Origin of the sequence: Streptomyces sp. NPDC005963 (assembly GCF_040638655.1) — a bacterium.
GTDB lineage: Bacteria > Actinomycetota > Actinomycetes > Streptomycetales > Streptomycetaceae > Streptomyces.
Genome location: NZ_JBEXVD010000035.1, coordinates 34,664 through 52,623 on the forward strand (window position 1 = coordinate 34,664; position 17,960 = coordinate 52,623).

A 17,960-nucleotide genomic window follows, 5' to 3' on the forward strand; every position below is an offset into this window, starting at 1 on the left:
GTCAGGCGACGAAGGTCCGCGGTGCTTCGGTGCCCGTGGTGACACCCGTCTCCACCAGGCGCGCCGCCGCCGCGAGTCGTGCCGCCGCCTCGTCCGCGACCGCCCCGCCGACCGTGAACGGCAGTCGTACGAAGCCCTCGAAGGCACCATCCACCCCGAACCGCGGCCCCGACGGCACCCGCACCCCCACGCGCTCGCCCACCTCGGCGAGCCGGGATCCGGAGAGCCCGCCCGTACGCACCCACAGGGTGAGCCCACCCCGCGGTACCGCGAACTCCCACGAAGGCAACTCCCTGCGCACCGCACCCACCAGGGCATCGCGGTTCTCCCGGGCCTGGGCGCGCCGCACCGCCACGGCCTCGTCCCAGTTGCCCGTGCGCATCAGCCACTGCACCGCCAACTGTTCCAGGACGGGTGTTCCGAGGTCGGCGTAGGCCCGCGCGGCGACCAGGGATCGGATCACGTCGGGGGCCGCGCGGACCCAGCCGATCCGCATGCCCGCCCAGAACGCCTTGCTCGCCGACCCGACGGTGATCACCGTGCTCCCGGCGGGGTCGAAGGCGCAGGCGGCGCGGGGCATCTCCAGGTCGTCTTCGAGATGGAGCTCGGACATGGTCTCGTCCACGATCAGTACGGTGCCGGCGGCCCGGGCGGCGTCCACGAGCCGGCGGCGCTGGTCCTCGTCGGCGAGTGCGCCCGTCGGGTTGTGGAAGTCGGCCACGACATAGGCGAGCCGGGGCGCAGCGTCCCGGAGGACCTGCTTCCAGCGGGGCAGGTCCCAGCCGCCGAGCCCTTCCTCCATCGCCACCGGCACCAACCGGGCGCCCGCCTCCCGCATCAGCTGGAGGATGTTGGCGTACGAGGGCGACTCCACGGCGATGCGTTCGCCGCGGCCGGCGAACAGATGGCAGATGGCGTCCATCGCGCCCATGGCACCGGTGGTGACCATGATCTGCTCGGGCATGGTGGGGATGCCGCGCTGGGTGTAGCGGTCGGCGAGCATTTCGCGCAGGGCTGGGATGCCGGCCGGGTAGTCGCCGTGGGTGTGCGCATAGGGAGGGAGCTCTTCGAGGGCGCCCTGGACGCTGCGGGTGAGCCAGGGTTCGGGGGCCGGGAGTGCCGCGCAACCGAGGTCGATCATGGAGCCGAGCGACTCCGGGGGCAGTGGCTCCAGTCCGCGCGCCGGCAGGGGGTTGCCGGCCGGCACCGCCGTCCAGCTGCCCGCACCCCGGCGGGACTCCAGGAAGCCCTCGGTCCGCAGGGCCTCGTACGCGGCGGCTACCGTGGTGCGGCTCACGGAGAGCGCAAGGGCCAGTTCGCGTTCCGCAGGGAGCCGGGAAGCCACCGGAACGCGCCCCTCCAGGACCAGCAGTCGGATGCCATCGGCGAGCGCGCGGTAGGCGGGGGGCTTCCGCGTGCCGGGGCCGGCCGGCCGGGGCTGCTGCGCGGCCAGTTGCCTGGCGAGCTGGGACACGCCCACCGCTGAAGTCCACTGAGTCATGGAAATCAGTCCACCTTCCTGGAATTGGCCATGGTTGCCAAGAGTTCCCCCGCCACAGAGTGTCATGAGTCAGTCCACTTCTTCCAGAGGGGCCACCGTGTCCATAGATCCAGCCGGACCCATAGGTTCCGTCGGGCCCATAGATCCCGTCGGCTCCGGAGCAGCGGCCGGGGGAAGCAAGCCCGCACGGGCCGGCTCGAACGCGGAGGGCGCCGGCGGACGTCCGGCCTCGATCCCCCGCCGACTGGTGCAGCTCTACGTCGGACTCGTCCTGTACGGGGCCAGTTCCGCCCTGCTCGTACGCGCGGGACTCGGCCTCGAACCGTGGAACGTCCTGCACCAGGGCGTCTCCGAGCGGACCGGACTGACGATCGGCACGGTGGCGATCATCGTCGGTGCCGTGGTGCTGCTGCTGTGGATCCCGATCCGACAGCGCCCGGGACTCGGCACCATCTCCAACGTGGTGGTCATCGGACTGGCGATGGACGCCACCTTGGCCGTCGTGCCGGACATCGACGCGCTGCCGGCCCAGATCGCGCTGATGGTCACCGGCATCGTGCTCAACGGCATGGCGACCGGCCTCTACATCGCGGCCCGCTTCGGCCCCGGACCGCGCGACGGACTGATGACCGGACTGCACCGGCTCACGGGACGGTCGATCCGACTGGTGCGTACGGGAATCGAGGTGGCCGTGGTCGCCACCGGTTTCCTGCTGGGCGGTTCGGTGGGCATCGGGACGGCCGCCTACGCACTGGCGATCGGTCCGCTGGCACAGCTGTTCCTCCGACTGTTCGCCGTCCCGCAACCGGGCGCGGGGACCGTGGTCGTCGCCTCCCGTTCACCTCGGCGGGCGATACTGCGACGGTGACCGAAGCGCCCCACCCCTACCTTGAGCACCCCTCGGTGCTGGCCTTCGCCCATCGCGGCGGCGCGGCCGACGGGATCGAGAACACGGCCGCCGCCTTCCGTCGCGCGGCAGGGCTCGGCTACCGCTACTTCGAGACCGATGTCCACACCACCGCCGACGGGCGGCTTGTCGCGTTCCACGACACGACTCTGGACCGCGTCACCGACGCCACGGGACGGATAGCCCGGCTGCCGTGGAGCGCGGTGCGGCACGCCCGGGTGGACGGACGGGAGCCCGTGCCGCTCTTCGAGGAGTTGCTGGAGGAGTTCCCACAGGCCCGATGGAACGTGGACGTCAAGACCGAGGCCGCGGTCCGCCCCCTGATCGACCTCGTCCGTCGGACGGGCGCCTGGGACAGGGTCTGCATCGGCTCCTTCTCGGAGCGCCGGGTGTGTCGGGCAGTGGACCTGGCAGGTCCCCGACTGGCCACTTCGTACGGCGTCCGCGGAGTGCTGGGGCTGCGGCTGGCCTCCCTCGGACTGCCCGCGCCCGTTCGTACGGGGGCGGTGTGCGTCCAGGTTCCCGAGGCGCAGAGCCGGGTACCAGTGGTGGATCGTCGCTTCGTCACCGCCGCCCACGCCCGTGGGCTCCAGGTGCACGTCTGGACGGTGAACGACCCGGATCGGATGAGAACCCTCCTCGACCTGGGTGTGGATGGCATCATGACCGATCATCTGGAGACGTTGCGCGGAGTGCTGGACGACCGGGGGGCCTGGGCCTGAATCCGTGTGTCCCGCATCGGGGAGACCAGTGAGGGGGCGCGGATGACGACGGGGAGCACCGACGGCACCGAGACGTCGACCGACTCGGACGATCCCCTCGATCCCCGCGCTCGACGGCGCGAGCAACACGGCTGGTACTTCTACGACTTCGCCTGCTCCGTCTACTCGACGAGTGTGGTGACCGTGTTCCTCGGTCCCTATCTGACCTCGGTGGCCAAGCGGGCCGCGGACGCGGACGGATTTGTGCACCCCCTGGGCATCCCCGTCCGGGCCGGCTCCCTGTTCGCGTACTCCGTCTCGCTGTCGGTGATCATCGCGGTCGTGCTGATGCCGCTCGCCGGCGCCTGGGCGGACCGGACCGGGCGGAAGAAGCCGCTGCTCGCAGTCGCCGCCTACGTGGGTGCGGCGGCGACGACGGGCATGTTCTTCCTCTCCGGCGAGCGCTATCTCCTCGGTGCGCTGCTGCTCATCGTCGCCAATGCGGCGCTGTCGGTCTCGATGGTGCTCTACAACGCCTATCTGCCCCAGATCGCCGAACCCGCCGAGCGCGACGCGGTCTCCTCGCGCGGATGGGCGTTCGGCTACACCTCGGGCGCCCTGGTGCTGATGCTGAATCTCGCCCTCTACCTGGGGCACGAGGGACTCGGCCTGTCCGAGTCATCGGCGGTACGGATCTGTCTGGCGTCGGCGGGGTTGTGGTGGGGCGCCTTCACACTGATTCCGCTACGCCGACTGCGCGACCGCCATCTCCCGCCCGGCGGGGAGGGCTCGGTCGGTTCCGGTTGGCGGCAGCTCGTCGCGACCGTCAAGGACATGCGCAGATATCCGCTGACGCTGTCGTTCCTCCTGGCCTACCTCGTCTACAACGACGGGGTGCAGACCGTGATCTCCCAGGCGTCCATCTACGGTTCCGAGGAACTGCGACTCGACCAGTCGACCCTGATCACCGCGGTGCTGCTGGTCCAGATACTCGCGGTCGTGGGCGCGCTGGGCATGGCCCGGCTCGCCAGAACCCACGGGGCGAAGCGAACGATCATGGGCTCGCTCGCCGTCTGGACCCTCATCCTGGCCGCGGCGTACTTCCTGCCCGCGCGCTCAGCCGGGTGGTTCTTCGTCCTGGCCGCGGGCATCGGTTTGGTGCTCGGCGGCAGCCAGGCACTGTCCCGCTCGCTCTTCTCCCATCTGGTTCCCCGTGGAAAGGAGGCGGAGTACTTCTCGGCCTACGAAATGAGCGACCGGGGGCTCAGCTGGCTCGGACCGCTGGTGTTCGGACTGGCCTACCAGCTGACCGGCAGCTATCGCCAGGCCATCATCTCGTTGGTGGTCTTCTTCGCCCTGGGATTCTTCCTGCTGGCGCGGGTACCCGTACGACGTGCGGTAGTGGCAGCGGGCAATCCCGTACCGGAACGGATTTAGACGTTGAAGTGAAAGGGCGGTAGTGTACGCGTTTGGCTTGCCAGGCGGACCGTTACTGCGCAGAAGGGGAAGTGAAATCTGCGGGTGACACTTTCTGTCAGATGTGACAAACCGGTCACTGGTGGGTACCCCAACGTAGGGGAAAGCAGCGGCACGACGGGCGACGCATGACCCGGAACGGGAATCTTTACGGCCGACCGGACGTTGACCGGATGACGACGACAGCGACACCTGTCCTGTGGGCGACAAGCCCGGGAGGCACGATTCATGAGTGAGCGAGCTCTCCGCGGCACGCGCCTCGTGGTTACCAGCTACGAGACGGACCGCGGCATCGATCTGGCCCCGCGCCAGGCGGTGGAGTACGCATGCCAGAACGGACATCGGTTTGAGATGCCGTTCTCGGTCGAGGCAGAGATTCCGCCGGAGTGGGAGTGCAAGGCGTGCGGCGCCCAAGCACTCTTGGTGGACGGGGACGGCCCCGAAGAGAAGAAGGGGAAGCCCGCGCGGACGCACTGGGACATGCTCATGGAGCGGCGCACCCGCGAGGAGTTGGAGGAGGTGCTGGCCGAAAGGCTGGCGGTCCTTCGCTCCGGCGCCATGAACATCGCCGTGCATCCTCGGGACAGCCGTAAGTCTGCCTGACCTGCACTGCATCGCGTACCACCGCAGCACCGAGTAACTACATCAAGCACCAAAGAGCCGTTGGCTCGTGTTCCACCCTGAGTGGGCACGGCCCGCGGCTCTTTGCGTTTCCCTCGCGGCTCTTGCGTCTCCGGCGCCCTGACCTCCCGTGCCCTGACCTCACGAGAGGGCCCCAGGGGATGAGCGCCGCTGAGAAGGGCCCAGGGGGTGGGTCCGGCTGAGGTCGATACGAAGGCCCGCTCCTCAGCAGGGCGCGTTCACGAGGTCAGCGGAGGCTGGGGGCCGGACCTGCCCGCATCGCCGGGGCCGGGGCGCCCCTGACCGGGCTGCGACTGTCCCGTGTCCTCGCGGACGACCTCGCCGGGCACGACCTTGCCGTCGGGCCGGTGGATCCTCGCCTGCTGGAAGGCGTCGCCGAGGGTGCCGGGCGATGCGGCCCGCACGCGTCGCTCCAGCGACTTCTCCACCGAACGGCGAAGGACGGACCGCACGGGCGGAATGAGCAGTACCAGCCCGAGCACGTCGGAGATCAGCCCGGGCAGCATGATCAGCAGTCCGCCGAGCATCAGGAACCCGTTGCCGTCGCTCCTGCCGGCGGGATCGCCCGGGGCGCCCGGCTGTACGGCTCCGCCTTGTTGACGCTGGATGGTCTCCGAGAGGTTGCGGAAGGCCCGTCGACCCGCTCGTTTGATGACGGCGGCCCCCAGGATGCCGCCCCCGATGAGCAGGGCCAGTACGGTCAGGCCGCCCGCCGCGTCGGCTACGAGGGTCAGCAGCCAGATCTCCAGCACCAGCCAGGCGGCCAGGGCGAGCGGAACGAAACTGCGGGCGCGGGAGCGCTTGGGGGCTGTCGGGGGCGTGGCGCCGATCGTCATGTCACCAGTGTGCCTGGCGGTTCGACGAAGCGGCGTAAGGGGGTGATCAAGAGGATCACTGCCTCCGGGAGGGAGGGTGCGGGTTCAGTTCGCGCGCGCCCCGGGGCGACTGGATCCGCTCCTGGTGTCAGAGGGTCTTGCGACCGCGCAGGCGGTTGGTCCGGTCATTGAATCCCCAGCCGGCGACGCGCCAGAGGGCCTCCACGGCGATGTTCCGATTCATCTTGGAGTCGCCGAGTTCCCGCTCGACGAAGGTGATGGGGACCTCCACCACGTGATAACCGGCGGCCACGGCGCGACGGGCGAGGTCGACCTGGAAGCAGTAGCCCTGCGAGGCGACCTCGTCGAGGCCGAGGCCCTTCAGCGTCTCCACGCGAAAGGCGCGGTAGCCGCCCGTGACGTCGCGGATGGAGAGGCCGAGGAGCAGCCGGGAGTAGGTGCTGCCGCCCCGGGAGATGAACTCGCGGTACTTGGGCCAGTTGACCACCCGACCGCCCGGCACCCAGCGCGAGCCGAGGACCAGATCGGCGCCCTTGAGCGCGGTCAGCAGCCGGGGCAGTTCCTCGGGCTGGTGGGAGCCGTCGGCGTCCATCTCGATGAGTACGCCGTAACCGTGCTCCATGCCCCAGGCGAAGCCCGCGAGATAGGCGGCACCGAGGCCCTCCTTCCCCTTCCGGTGCAGGACCTGCACCTGTGGTTCTTCGGCGGCGATCTCATCGGCGACCTTGCCGGTGCCGTCGGGGCTGTTGTCGTCGGCGACGAGGACGTCCGCATCGGGTACCGCGGCACGCACCCGGGAGACGATCTTCTTGATGTTCTCGGCCTCGTTGTAGGTCGGAATGATCACCAAGGATCTGCCGAGCGGCCCGTACCGCTTCCCCTGGGCTTCGCTGTCCCTAGCGCCGTCGTTCACTACTGCCCCTTATTCACGTCCGTGCACAGGACCCCACCATAGCGAGCGCGCCGCGCCGGCTCACGACGGCACGGACCTGGGGTGTCGTGCCCGAGGTCGTGCTGGTTCAGCGGTGCGGGTCGGCCCGGTGGCGGCAGGTGTCACCGGTGGTCCCAGGGACGGTATCGCGAATGGTGCGGATCGGGGCCCGGCGTCCTTCGGGCCGGCCTGGGACCCGCTGGCTGCGGGTCGACCGAGAGCCGTTGTCTACTGAACGCCGGACCCCATCCGGGTCGCACCAGCCGACCGGCTGAAACCTTCCCTCGCCCCCGAGGCGCGGGTGCTGGACCTGGCTCCCAGTGGCAGTGCTCCGGTGCGGCGCACTGCCCCCTGGCCCAGCGGCGTTCAGCGACTGCGTGGAGATCCCACCGGCCGGACGTCCTGTGGTGGACTCGGCCGAACCTACCCGCCCGTGGGCGCTCCATGTCAACAGTCGTGCGATCTGCGTGGTTTGCCCATTTCAGTCGAGTCGATACCGAAGATCCGCAGGTCGTGGCCGAACGTCACGGACAGTAGCGCGCCGTACGAAATGTCCGTACGTCACTCGTTCGGCCGGTTAAACACGGTCCGTCCGGAGACCACCGTGCGCAGACAGTGCGGCAGTTCACGGCCGGGAGTGAGATCGGGCAGCCCCGGGGTGCCGGAGCGCGGATCGGTGGACCAGCGCGCCACCCGGTCGTCGGGGGCCTGGACCACCAGTTCCTCGGTGCGCCACACGGCGTAGTCGGCCGGGGCTCCGGGCACCAGGACGCCGGCGTCGTCACGGCCGGCGGCCCGCCAGCCGCCGCGGGTGTGCGCGGTGAAGGCGGCGCGCACCGAGATCCGGTGCTCGGGCGTGCGGTGGAAGGCCGCGGCCCGGACGGTCCCCCATGGGTCGAGTGGGGTGACGGGGCTGTCGGAGCCGAGCGCCAGGGGCACTCCGGCGCGCAGCAGCGCGGCGAACGGATTGAGCGTGCGTGCCCGTTCGACGCCGAGTCGCTCCGCGTACATGCCCTCGTCACCGCCCCACGCGGCGTCGAAGGCGGGTTGGACGGATGCCGTGAGACCGAACTCGGCGAACGCTGCGATGGTTTCGGGCGTGAGCATCTCGGCGTGTTCGACGCGGTGGCGGGCGGCCCTGACCCGGTTGAGGCCCACCAGTTCGGCGGCGGCGCGCATCCCCTGCGTCACGGTCGTGAGCGCCGCGTCGCCGATGGCGTGGAATCCCGCCTGAAGGCCGGCCTCGGTGCACGCGACCACGTGCGCGGTGACCGTGGCCACATCGAGGTGCGCCGAGCCGGTGTGGGCGTCGGCGTCGGCGTCGGCGTAGGGGGCGTGTAGGCAGGCGGTGTGGGAACCGAGGGAACCGTCGACGAACAGGTCTCCCGCCGCGCCCACGGCTCCGAGTTCCCGGATGCGCTGAGCACCCTTCGCATCCGCGATGCGCTCGGCCCAGTAGCCGACGACCCGCGGTCCCGTTCCCTCGGCGGCCTGGGCGAGGAGGGCGGTGAAGTCCTCCTCGTCGGAGATGTCGGGGCCCGCGCACTCGTGGAGGGTGCCGATGCCGAGGGAGGCCGCGTGCTCCAGCGCGGCCCGCTGCGCCGCGGCGCGCTGCGCGGGACTGACTGCCTCGTGGGCGGCGGCTCGTACGGCGTGGTGGGCGGCGGCGGTGAGCGGTTCGTCGGGGCGGTAGCCGGGCAGGCCCGTGACCTCGGGGACGAGGTCGAGCAGGGCGGTGGTGACGACGGCCGAGTGCACGTCGATGCGGGTCAGGTACAGGGGCCGGCCGCCGGTGGCGGCGTCGAGTTCGGCGCGGCTGGGGTGACGCCGCTCGGGCCAGCGTGCGGCGTCCCAGCCGTGGCCGAGGAGGACCTTGTCCGCGGGGTGCGCGGTGCTGTGGTCCCGTACCAGCCGCAGGGCGTCGGACAGGGTGCCGGCCTCGGACAGATCGAGTCCGGTGAGGGCGAGCCCGGTGGCGGTGGTGTGCACGTGTGCGTCGGTGAACGCGGGGGTGACCAAGGCGCCTTCGAGGTGGACGACCTCGTCGACGCCATCGGCAAAGGCGTCGGCGGCGCCTTCGGATCCCACCCAGGCGACGTGGCCCCGCTCGATGACCATCGCGGTGGCGAAGGGGTCGGCCGGGCTGTGGACTTCCCCGCCGCGCAGCAGGGTGGTGCGCTGTGCGCCGGGGGCGGTCGTGCTCTCGCTCATGGGGCCAGCCTAGGCACTGGCGTCAGATGCGCGGTGGACGGGCTTCGTAGGGAGTGGAGAGGACGACCGTGGTGCGGGTGGAGACGCCGGCGAGGGTACGGATGCGGGTGAGGAGGTTCTCCAGATCCAGGGGCGTGGAGACCCGCACCTTGAGGATGTAGTTCTCGTCGCCCGCGACGCTGTGGCACGCCTCGATCTCCGGCACGTCGGCCAGGCGTTCGGAGATGTCGTCGGGGGCGCTCGGGTCGAAGGGCTTGACGGAGATGAACGCGGTCAACGGCAGCCCCACCGCCTCGGGATCGACGACGGCGACATAGCCCCGGATGACTCCACGCTGCTCCAATCGGCGGACTCTTTGATGCACCGCGGAAGTGGACAGGCCCGTGGCCTTGCCCAGGTCGGTGTAGCTCATGCGCCCGTCTTTGACGAGCAATTCAACGATCTGACGATCCAGCTCCTCCATGCGGATCAACCTAATTCCCCAGGTCGGCTACGGCACAGTCATATGCGATCCCGGAGGGCACGGAGAGCCGCCATGTGACGAACACCACACAATTGATGCACCCTCGGCCGTGACCGGATGGTTATGCGCCCGCGCGGATGGGAAGTGCTTGCTGTGGTCGAGGCCACGTGTGCCTGATTGGCCCACCCGAGGGGGAGATCCCATGCAGAACGTCAGGAACATCAACCGTCACCAACCGGAGCCCCTCGATGCGGCTGAGCCGGGCGAGACGGATGAGCTCGATGCGTACGACACCTTCGAGATGTACCGCGTGATCTGCCCGGACTGCGTCCAGCCGATCGCCCTGCTGGCGGGCGAGGACGTACTGCCGGAGCACGCACTGTGCCCGACCCCGTGGAACCCGTTCGGACTGACCGTGTGCACCGGCACCGGCCGTACGGCAGCGCAAGCACGTCCCGCCGACGAGAGCCTCGTGGCCCAGGAGCAGGAGATGGGACTCCTGCTGACCCTGCCCCAAGGGCTCGACTGGCGGATGCAGCCCTTCTCCCACGTCGGTGGCCCGGGATCCCGCCCCGTGCGCGTGCCTCCGATGCGCAGCCGCGCGGCCTAAGTCGGGTCTTCACCGTCCCGTCGGTCTCTGCTCCGTAGCTCCCTGCCCCACACGTGCCTTCACCATGGCGGCCGACCGGCGTGGTGTGGGAGCGGTCGATACGGGCCTTCGGGCCCGGTCGCGCAATGAACTCGGCTCCACCCCGACGTGCTCCTCTCCGCCCGCGGCACCGTCCGCTGCCGGCTCGTTGTGAACGCCTCGCCCCGTCGAGCCTGCCCCCGTCTGAGCACCCCATGCCCCCGTGCACCCGGATGAGTGCAGGGTCACGTCGTTCGCCCGAATGCCCGCCCCACCGGCCGTCGCGTCCCCAACTCACACGACACAAACACGACACAAACACGACACGACACGCACGCCGCACGCCGCACGCCGCACGAACAAGACAGGGACGGGACGGGGCTCACGGCTCGGCCCCGACAGGATCTGCCGGGGCCGAGAGGGAACGCAGGACGGTCAGCGGGACTCGGGGCCGACCAGATGACGGGCGATCACCATGCGCTGGATCTGGTTGGTGCCCTCCACGATCTGAAGCACCTTCGCCTCGCGCATGTACCGCTCCACCGGGAAGTCGAGGGTGTAGCCGTAGCCTCCGAGCACCTGGACGGCATCGGTGGTGACGCTCATCGCCGCATCCGTGCAGAACAACTTGGCCATGGCGGCCTGACGCGAGAAGGGCCGCTGCTGGTCGCGCAGTCGGGCTGCGGCGAGGTAGAGCGAACGGCCCGCCTCGATGCGGGTGGCCATGTCGGCGAGGAGGAAGCGCAGCCCCTGGAAGTCCGCGATGGGGCGTCCGAACTGCTGGCGACCGGAAGCGTAGTCGACCGCCTGGTCCAAGGCGGCTTGGGCGACGCCAATGGCACAGGCGGCGATGCCCAGCCGCCCGGAGTCGAGTGCCGACAAGGCGATCGCGAAGCCCTGTCCCTCGTTGCCGATGCGGCCCGTGTCGGGCACTCGGACACCGTCGAAGTGGAGTTGCGCGGTGGGCGAGCCCTTCATGCCCATCTTCTTCTCGGGGACCGCGGCACTGAGCCCCTCGGCATCACCGGGGACCAGGAACGCGGTGATGCCCCGGGGGCCGTTCTCACCGGTGCGGGCCAGGACCGTGTAGAAGTCGGCGATCCCGCCGTGGGTGATCCATGACTTCGTGCCCGTGATCACCCAGTCGTCGCCGTCGCGCACCGCCTTGGTGCGCAGCGAGGCCGCGTCGGACCCGGACGAGGGCTCGGAGAGGCAGTAGGCACCGAGCAGTCCTCCGCCGAGCATCGCGGGGAGACGGTCCGCCTGCTGCTCCTTGGTGCCGTACCCCGCAAGCGCGTGACAGGCCAGGGAGTGGACGCTGACCCCGAGGCCCACGGTCAGCCGGGCCGCAGCGAGCTCCTCCAGGACCTGGAGGTAGACCTCGTAGGGCTGGTCCCCGCCGCCGTACTCACCGTCGTACGGAAGGCCGAGGAGACCTGACGACGACAGGAGGGAGAAGAGTTCGCGGGGGAAGTGCCCCGCCTCCTCCTCATCGGCTGCGCGGGGGGCGATCTCCCGCTGGACGATGTCTCGCACCAGGGTGATCAGGTCCCGGGACTCCTCGGTGGGCAGCTGACGTTCCACCGGCTGCGGGGCGCGGTCGGACATTGCGGCGCTCTCCTCCCTCTACGGGCGCTGCGGCGGCGCGCGCGAAGGGTGATGCGCGCCTCGCCGGTCTTGCTGCCAGGCCGGTACTGCCCCTCCGGATCACGGAAAGGCGCTGCTGACGGCGGTGGCGGGTTGAGTATGCCCGATCAGCGCAGTTCCGTCACGGGTGCGCCGGGCCGCCCTCCATCACACTCCGAGCGCGCCAGGCCCGGAGTTGTCGGGGCATCGGCGGGCGGCTTCGGATGTGGGTCAGGAGTGGCAGGGGGCCTGTCGGTCTCCCGAGGGCTGCCAGGCGTCGCGGTGTTCCAGGCGCAGCTCGCGTCCAGGGCCGAGCAGGGCGCCTTCGGGCCGGGGCGCAGGGGGGAGGTGGTGTCGGTCGTCCGAACGGCCGGGGCCTTGGCTCGCGACGTCCAGGAAGTGGCGGGCGCTCGCCCTGAAGGTCGTGGCGCTTCCGCCCAGAAAGAGCGTTTCGGCCTGGAGGTGCTGATGGATGTGGTCCCCGTTCTCGCGCGAGCGCCGACTCCTTCGGCCCATCGGCAAGGGGCTGGCGGCGCCGGACGACGCGAGGGTCACCGTCTGCACCCGCCCCGGGTCGAGCCGCCCGTTCACCTCCTGCCAGTGCGACGGGGCGAACGGGAGGGAGCGGTGGAGCAGGACGAGGTCCAACTGGCGGGTACCGGGTGCGCCCAGTGGTCGCGCGGGGTTGGGGTTGCCCCGGAGCGGCAGGTGGATGAGGGAGCGCGGTGATGTCGCCGCGAGTGTCCACAGCCCCCCGATGTACCGCGCGGCTTCCTCGTCCAGATAGGCGCCCAGATGTCGATCGTGATCGATGAGCACGGCGTGGAGCAGCCGCCCGGCGGGCCGGATGACGGTGAACTCCTGTGGTCCGATGCGCGCTTGGTGGACGGTGATGCGTAGCTTCATGGGTTCTCCGGGGACACGGTGAATCACGAGTTGGCCCGAGGACAGCCCGGTGGCCGGGGCTGAACCCGCGGAGTCTGGTCAAGGGGTGGAACGAGCGAACGTCGATGAGGTCCGGCGGCGGAATCGGCGGGGGTGGCGTACGGGTACGGAGGCCCCCGTCCACCCCAACTGTTCAACATAGCGGTGGCGTTGGGCGAGCTGACACGCGGCCGGCAGCCCGGTGGCCGAGGAGGCGCGAGTACGCGGGGACGGGCGGTGGGCACGGGCGGTGGGCTCAGAACACCCCTGGGAGTCCATGAAAAAAGGGGCGGCGTGGGTGCGAGAGCGACCCCGGTGATTGGTCCAAACCATTGACCCAATGGTCTAGTCCTCCTAACGTTTGCGGCAGCGTACAACCGCGTTCCCACCCATGCGTCAGACGGCCGAAGGTCACCCCGCCTGGCCCTCCCTCCCCCACGAGGAGACGTGATGTCCGCGCCCCACTGTCCGCGCGCCCGCTCCCGAAGGCCGATCGCCGGATACGGCCGCACGGCCTTAAGGAAAGAGCAGCTCAACAGCGCTTTCGCGGTGAGCTCCCGTTCGGTAGGGGAGTCGAAGCGCAACACCGACACCACCGCCCGGGGACGTACGGCACGGACGTCGCCCTCGGGTGCGTCGAGCAGCGCCCCTGCGGGGCGGAACGTCACCCTGGGGAATGTACGGTCGCAACCATGCCAACCAAGGCCCCGTAGCGGTTGACCTCCCGGCCAACCGCCTGCGCATGACGAGACGTGCCCGGTTGACCGGCACCGCCCGTGACAACGGTCCGGCAGGCAGCGCGCCACACCCGCGAACGTCCGGCGCCGCCCTGCCCTGCGCCGAAATTCGTTTCTGTTCCCGCCCTGGGCCGACGGAGGATCTCGGCAGCGTCGCCGACCGCCCCCCGGCCGCTTCGCGGGCTCCTCCCACGGATCACGAGCACCTGGAGAGCCGTACTCGCCCCCACGCACGGGAGACATGCCTTGCCGTTCCAGATCACCCATCTCACCGACCCCGGCCCACCGGCTGCCAGCCGCCGACTGGTCTTCCTCGCCTCCGACACCTCGGGGTTCCCCGTTGGATCCGCATCGCTCAGGCTGTTCACCCCAGCAGGTCAGAGGCATCTGGCCGAGCTGGATCTGCATGTCCACCCCGTCGACCGCCGGCTGGGAATCGGAACCCGACTGCTGGACGCGGTCGTGACCCGGGCCAAGGAGGAGCAGCGCAGAAGCGTCGTGGCGCAGGCCGACGCGGGTTCGCCCGGCGACGCCTTCCTCTCGGCCAGGGGCTTTCGCAGGGTGCTGTCGCTGACCTTCGCCCGCCTGCCCCTGCCGCACGTCGACATCGACGCGCTCGCCGAGCAGGTGGAGGAGCCGCGCCCCGGCTATCGGCTGCTGTCGTGGCTGGGCAGCGTGCCCGACGAGTTGGCCGAGGGCTTCGCCGCCTCGCGCAGTGCCATGGACGACATGCCGGTGGACAGCACGGACTACGGCACGGTGGCGTGGGACGTGGACCGGGTGCGCGCGGCTGCCGAAGTGATCGAGGAGCGGGGCGATCTGCTGCGCACCGTCGCCGCCGTGGACGAGGTCAGCAACAGGATCGTGGGCTTCACCGAACTCGTGGTGCCCGGCGACGGCCGGGGCGACGCTCAGCACTACGGTACGGGTGTCCTGCCGCAACACCGGGGGCGCGGGCTCGGCCGGTGGATGAAGGCCGAGTCGATCCGGCAGGCACGAGCCGACCACCCGGGACTCGGCGGGCTGCTGACGGACACCGCCGAATCGAACACGCCCATGCGTCGGATCAATGACGCACTCGGCTATGCACCGACCCACCGGGCGTTCGAGTACCAGTTGGACCTCTGAGGGAGGCACCCGCCTCGGGCAGTGCGGGCCCAAGGTCCCCGGGCAGCCCGTCCGGGGCCCCTCGTCGAGATCTGCCGCCCCGGCCGGATTCCGTACCCCCGGAGAGGTGACCCGGCCGGGCATCGGCCGAGGATCACTCCGTACGCAGTGCGGTGGCCGTTCGGACCCTGGCCGCCCAACCCCCCGGGACCAGCGCGCCCAGGACGGCGATCACGAGCCCGCCCAGTCCCAACAGGACGAGCTCCGGAGCGTCGTACACCTCCACGACCGACGGCGGCAGTGCGGTGCCCACCGCGCGCCCCATCACCGGCAGCACGAAGCCGTGCAGCGCGAACCCCGCTGGCACGCCGATCAGCCCGCCGAGCATGCCGATCGCCGCTACCGAGGCGAGCACCAGGCTCACCGTCTGCCGCGGCGACATCCCGAGCGCCTTGCAGACGCCCAGGTCGTGAACGCGTTCGCGGGTGTCGAGGACGACGGAGTTGAGCACGCCGAGTCCCGCGACGGAGACCAGCATCAGGGTGAGCAGCACCGCCATTGTCCCCAGCAGCATGACCGTGTTGTCCCCTCGGGAAGCGGAGTTGACCACGACGGCACCGCCGAGCGGCTGCACCGTGGCGCCGAGCCTCTCGGCGTACTCGGCAGCGTCGACGCCAGGCTTCAGTTCGATGAGGAAGACTCCGGGCTCGGCCATGGGGAAGTCTGCGATGTCCGCATGGATCTCCCATCTGTCCGAGGTGTCGAACGCCTCGCCGACGATCCGCAGCGTGGCGGTGTGGTCCAGGAGGGTCACCCGTATCGAGTCACCGATCTCGGCGCCCGACTTCTCCAGGAAGCGCGAGGGCACCACGACCTGGCCGGCACCCGTGAGCCAGTGTCCGGAGATCATCGCGTAGCTCCCGGCACGCGCATCGCCCTGGTAGAGGGTGGCTCGCACCCGACCTGCGATTCCGGGCACGGTGGTGTCCCCCTGGGTCCTCCCGTAGTACGCGGCGGTGCCCGGCTGTGCCTCGATGGCGGCGCGCACCAGGGCCGGGTCGGCGGACGGGCGCTCGGAGCCGTTGCCCCCTGGGCCCGGTTCGGGGTTGGTGATCGGCCCTCCGCCGATGGCGGTGACGGCGGCGCGATCCTCGGGGTCCTGGGCTTCGCCGACCGCGTTCAAGGACGCGGTCAACCCCAGTGCGAACGTCGCCGCGACCGTGCCGAAGGCCACCGCGAGCAGCATCGCGAGTGCACGGACCGGATGGGCGAAGGGGCTGGCGAGGCCGTACGTCACCGGTCGTGGCAGCGGCAGTCGGCCCGCTGCCCGGTGGGCCCACCGGCCGCGCCCGGTACGCGGTGCCCGGCCGACCGCGATGGCCTCCACCGTACGCAGTCTCCCGGCCCGCAGTGCGGGCACCAGCGCCGCGATCCCGACGACGACCAGTGCCACGGCCGGCACCACGAGATCCACCCACCAGGCGACCGAGAGCGAGGCGGTGCCGTACACCGACTCGGTGCTCGACAGCAGCGGCAGCGCCAGGAGGTTGCCGAGGACGACCCCCAGCGCGATGCCCACCCCTGCGGGGACGAGCGCCTGGGCGACATACGCCCGTACGACCTCGCTCGGGGTGAAACCGATGGCCTTGAGGATGCCGATGCGGCGAAGACCGGTGCCGACCGCGCCGCTGATCACACTGCCGACGATGATCACCGACATCACGATGCCGAGGACACCGAACGCGATGAGGAACGGGATGGTCGGTGCCGCGCCTCGATCGGCGGCCCGTTTGGCGTCCAACCAGGACTCGGTGCCCACGAGCGCCCCGGACGGCACCGTGGCGGCGAGCCTCGCCCGAACGGCAGAGATCTGCCCCTTCGTTCCCGCGGCGTCGAGGCGGTAGAGCATCTGGCTGGTGACCGGACTCGCCTTCGACGCCAGCGCTTCGGCCTGTGCGGGGGTCGTCCAGGCGGTGGCGGTCTCGGTGGCCGACACGGCGAAGCCCACGACCGTCAAGGGCCAGCTGTCCGCGGCCTGGGAGGACTGGAGCGTGGTGCCGATCGCGAGGGAGGGGCCGGAGAAGGATGCGGCGAGCACCATCTCGCCCGCCTTCGTCGGCCATCGGCCGGACTTCAGGTCCAGATCGTCCACATCGCTCCTCGGGGCGGGCCGTCCGACCAGGGTCACCCCCTGGAGATGCCCACCGTTCGGATCCACCGGGCTGATGCTCAGGGCCGGGAACGGCCCGGCGCTCGCGGTCACTCCGGCCACCCGTCCGGTGTCCTTGAGCTGCGCGGCGCTCGCCCGGGCGGGATCGAATCGCGCGGTGATGTGCGCGCCGCGCAGCTGGGTGAAGGCGTGGTCGAACGGTGCGTCCGCGGCGACGATGAGCGACCCGGCGACCACCGCCGAGGCCACGGCCATCATGGTGGCCAGCGCGATGACGGCCGTCTGCACCCGCCGTCGGCCCACTCCGGAGCGGACGACCCGACCGAGCGCACCGGTACCCCGACGGCTCATCGAACGACCTCCGCCCGGCTGTCCAGCGCGAGGTGACCGTCGACCAGATGGATCGTGCGGCTCGCGCACGCCTCCGCCAGTGCCGGATCGTGGGTGACCAGCACGATGGTCTGCCCGCCGCGGTGCAACTCCAACAGCAGCTCCCGTACGTCGTGGCCCGATGCGGTGTCGAGCGCGCCGGTCGGTTCGTCGGCGAGGAGCAGCGCGGGCCGGTTGACCAGCGCGCGGGCCACCGCGACCCGCTGGCGCTCACCGCCTGACAACCGGCCTGGGTAGGCGCGGGCGTGCTTGCCGATGCCCAGCAACTCCATCAGCTCACCGGCACGGGCCGCGGCCTTCCGCCGCGGGGTCCCGGTCAGTTGGGCGGGCAACTGGATGTTGTCGGCGACGGTGAGGTCGTCGAGCAGATTGAAGAACTGGAAGACCATGCCGATCTGCTCGCGGCGAAACCGTGCCAGGGCGTGCTCGCTCAGCCGGTCGATCCGGTTCCCGGCCACGGTCACCGTGCCCTCGGTGGGCTTGTCCAGGCCGGCGACGAGGTTCAGCAGCGTGGACTTTCCACTGCCGGAAGGGCCGGTCACGGCCAGTGCCTCGCCCTGTTCGACGGTGAGCGTCAGCGATCCGAGCGCGGGTGCGCCGCTGCTGTCGTACCGCTTGGCGACGGCCTCCAGTTCGATCACCTGGGTCATGGGAGTGTCCGTCCCCTCGTGGGCGTTCGTTGCTGTTTCTTCGCAGGACTCCTGCTGGTC

15 protein-coding genes are annotated in these 17,960 nt (G+C 70.5%); 6 read left to right on the forward strand and 9 right to left on the reverse strand.

Annotation, left to right across the window (positions count from 1 at the left end; genetic code table 11):
- Window position 1: 1 nt before the first annotated feature.
- Window positions 2-1,501 carry a PLP-dependent aminotransferase family protein gene (locus ABZ348_RS31405; RefSeq protein WP_358938843.1) on the reverse strand — a complete coding sequence of 500 codons (1,500 nt, stop codon included), beginning with the start codon at window positions 1,499-1,501 and terminating at the stop codon, window positions 2-4.
- Window positions 1,502-1,598: 97 nt separating this feature from the next.
- Here ABZ348_RS31405 and ABZ348_RS31410 point away from each other — a divergent pair, with 97 nt between their 5' ends.
- The 4 genes from ABZ348_RS31410 to ABZ348_RS31425 all read left to right on the forward strand — a co-directional run bounded on the left by ABZ348_RS31410 (window position 1,599) and on the right by ABZ348_RS31425 (window position 5,188).
- On the forward strand, window positions 1,599-2,369 hold the full coding sequence (locus ABZ348_RS31410; RefSeq protein WP_358938844.1) for a hypothetical protein: 771 nt from the start codon (window positions 1,599-1,601) through the stop codon (window positions 2,367-2,369).
- Window positions 2,366-3,130, forward strand: coding sequence for a glycerophosphodiester phosphodiesterase (locus ABZ348_RS31415; RefSeq protein WP_358938846.1), 765 nt, complete (start codon window positions 2,366-2,368; stop codon window positions 3,128-3,130). Before ABZ348_RS31410 ends, ABZ348_RS31415 begins: the two co-directional genes overlap by 4 nt.
- A gap of 42 nt (window positions 3,131-3,172) precedes the next feature.
- Window positions 3,173-4,546: an MFS transporter gene (locus ABZ348_RS31420; RefSeq protein ID WP_358938848.1), complete on the forward strand. Its 1,374-nt coding sequence runs from the start codon at window positions 3,173-3,175 to the stop codon at window positions 4,544-4,546.
- 267 nt (window positions 4,547-4,813) lie between these two features.
- Window positions 4,814-5,188 (forward strand): RNA polymerase-binding protein RbpA, encoded by a 375-nt coding sequence (locus ABZ348_RS31425; protein WP_003959706.1) that lies wholly within the window; start codon window positions 4,814-4,816, stop codon window positions 5,186-5,188.
- Between the two features lie 257 nt (window positions 5,189-5,445).
- On the opposite strand, the gene fxsA is transcribed toward ABZ348_RS31425, so the two are convergent.
- From fxsA to ABZ348_RS31445, 4 genes are all read right to left on the reverse strand, one after another.
- On the reverse strand, window positions 5,446-6,063 hold the full coding sequence (fxsA, locus tag ABZ348_RS31430; protein WP_358938850.1) for an FxsA family membrane protein: 618 nt from the start codon (window positions 6,061-6,063) through the stop codon (window positions 5,446-5,448).
- A 127-nt stretch (window positions 6,064-6,190) separates the two neighbouring features.
- Entirely contained in the window at window positions 6,191-6,976 is a 786-nt protein-coding gene (locus ABZ348_RS31435; RefSeq protein WP_358938852.1) for a polyprenol monophosphomannose synthase, read from the reverse strand.
- A 579-nt stretch (window positions 6,977-7,555) separates the two neighbouring features.
- Window positions 7,556-9,205, reverse strand: coding sequence for an amidohydrolase (locus tag ABZ348_RS31440; RefSeq protein WP_358938854.1), 1,650 nt, complete (start codon window positions 9,203-9,205; stop codon window positions 7,556-7,558).
- Window positions 9,206-9,227: 22 nt separating this feature from the next.
- Window positions 9,228-9,668, reverse strand: coding sequence for an Lrp/AsnC family transcriptional regulator (locus tag ABZ348_RS31445; protein ID WP_358938856.1), 441 nt, complete (start codon window positions 9,666-9,668; stop codon window positions 9,228-9,230).
- A 202-nt stretch (window positions 9,669-9,870) separates the two neighbouring features.
- On the opposite strand from ABZ348_RS31445, the gene ABZ348_RS31450 reads away from it, so the two are divergent.
- On the forward strand, window positions 9,871-10,278 hold the full coding sequence (locus tag ABZ348_RS31450; protein WP_358938858.1) for a hypothetical protein: 408 nt from the start codon (window positions 9,871-9,873) through the stop codon (window positions 10,276-10,278).
- A gap of 453 nt (window positions 10,279-10,731) precedes the next feature.
- Here ABZ348_RS31450 and ABZ348_RS31455 read toward each other — a convergent pair whose 3' ends face one another.
- Entirely contained in the window at window positions 10,732-11,904 is a 1,173-nt protein-coding gene (locus tag ABZ348_RS31455) for an acyl-CoA dehydrogenase family protein (RefSeq protein ID WP_358938859.1), read from the reverse strand.
- A gap of 249 nt (window positions 11,905-12,153) precedes the next feature.
- Window positions 12,154-12,828 carry a hypothetical protein gene (locus ABZ348_RS31460; protein WP_358938861.1) on the reverse strand — a complete coding sequence of 225 codons (675 nt, stop codon included), beginning with the start codon at window positions 12,826-12,828 and terminating at the stop codon, window positions 12,154-12,156.
- 1,001 nt (window positions 12,829-13,829) lie between these two features.
- On the opposite strand from ABZ348_RS31460, the gene ABZ348_RS31465 reads away from it, so the two are divergent.
- Entirely contained in the window at window positions 13,830-14,711 is an 882-nt protein-coding gene (locus ABZ348_RS31465) for a GNAT family N-acetyltransferase (RefSeq protein WP_358938863.1), read from the forward strand.
- A 133-nt stretch (window positions 14,712-14,844) separates the two neighbouring features.
- Here ABZ348_RS31465 and ABZ348_RS31470 read toward each other — a convergent pair whose 3' ends face one another.
- Window positions 14,845-17,211, reverse strand: coding sequence for an FtsX-like permease family protein (locus tag ABZ348_RS31470; RefSeq protein WP_358938865.1), 2,367 nt, complete (start codon window positions 17,209-17,211; stop codon window positions 14,845-14,847).
- Window positions 17,208-17,900 (reverse strand): ABC transporter ATP-binding protein, encoded by a 693-nt coding sequence (locus tag ABZ348_RS31475; protein WP_358938867.1) that lies wholly within the window; start codon window positions 17,898-17,900, stop codon window positions 17,208-17,210. Before ABZ348_RS31475 ends, ABZ348_RS31470 begins: the two co-directional genes overlap by 4 nt.
- Window positions 17,901-17,960: the final 60 nt, after the last annotated feature.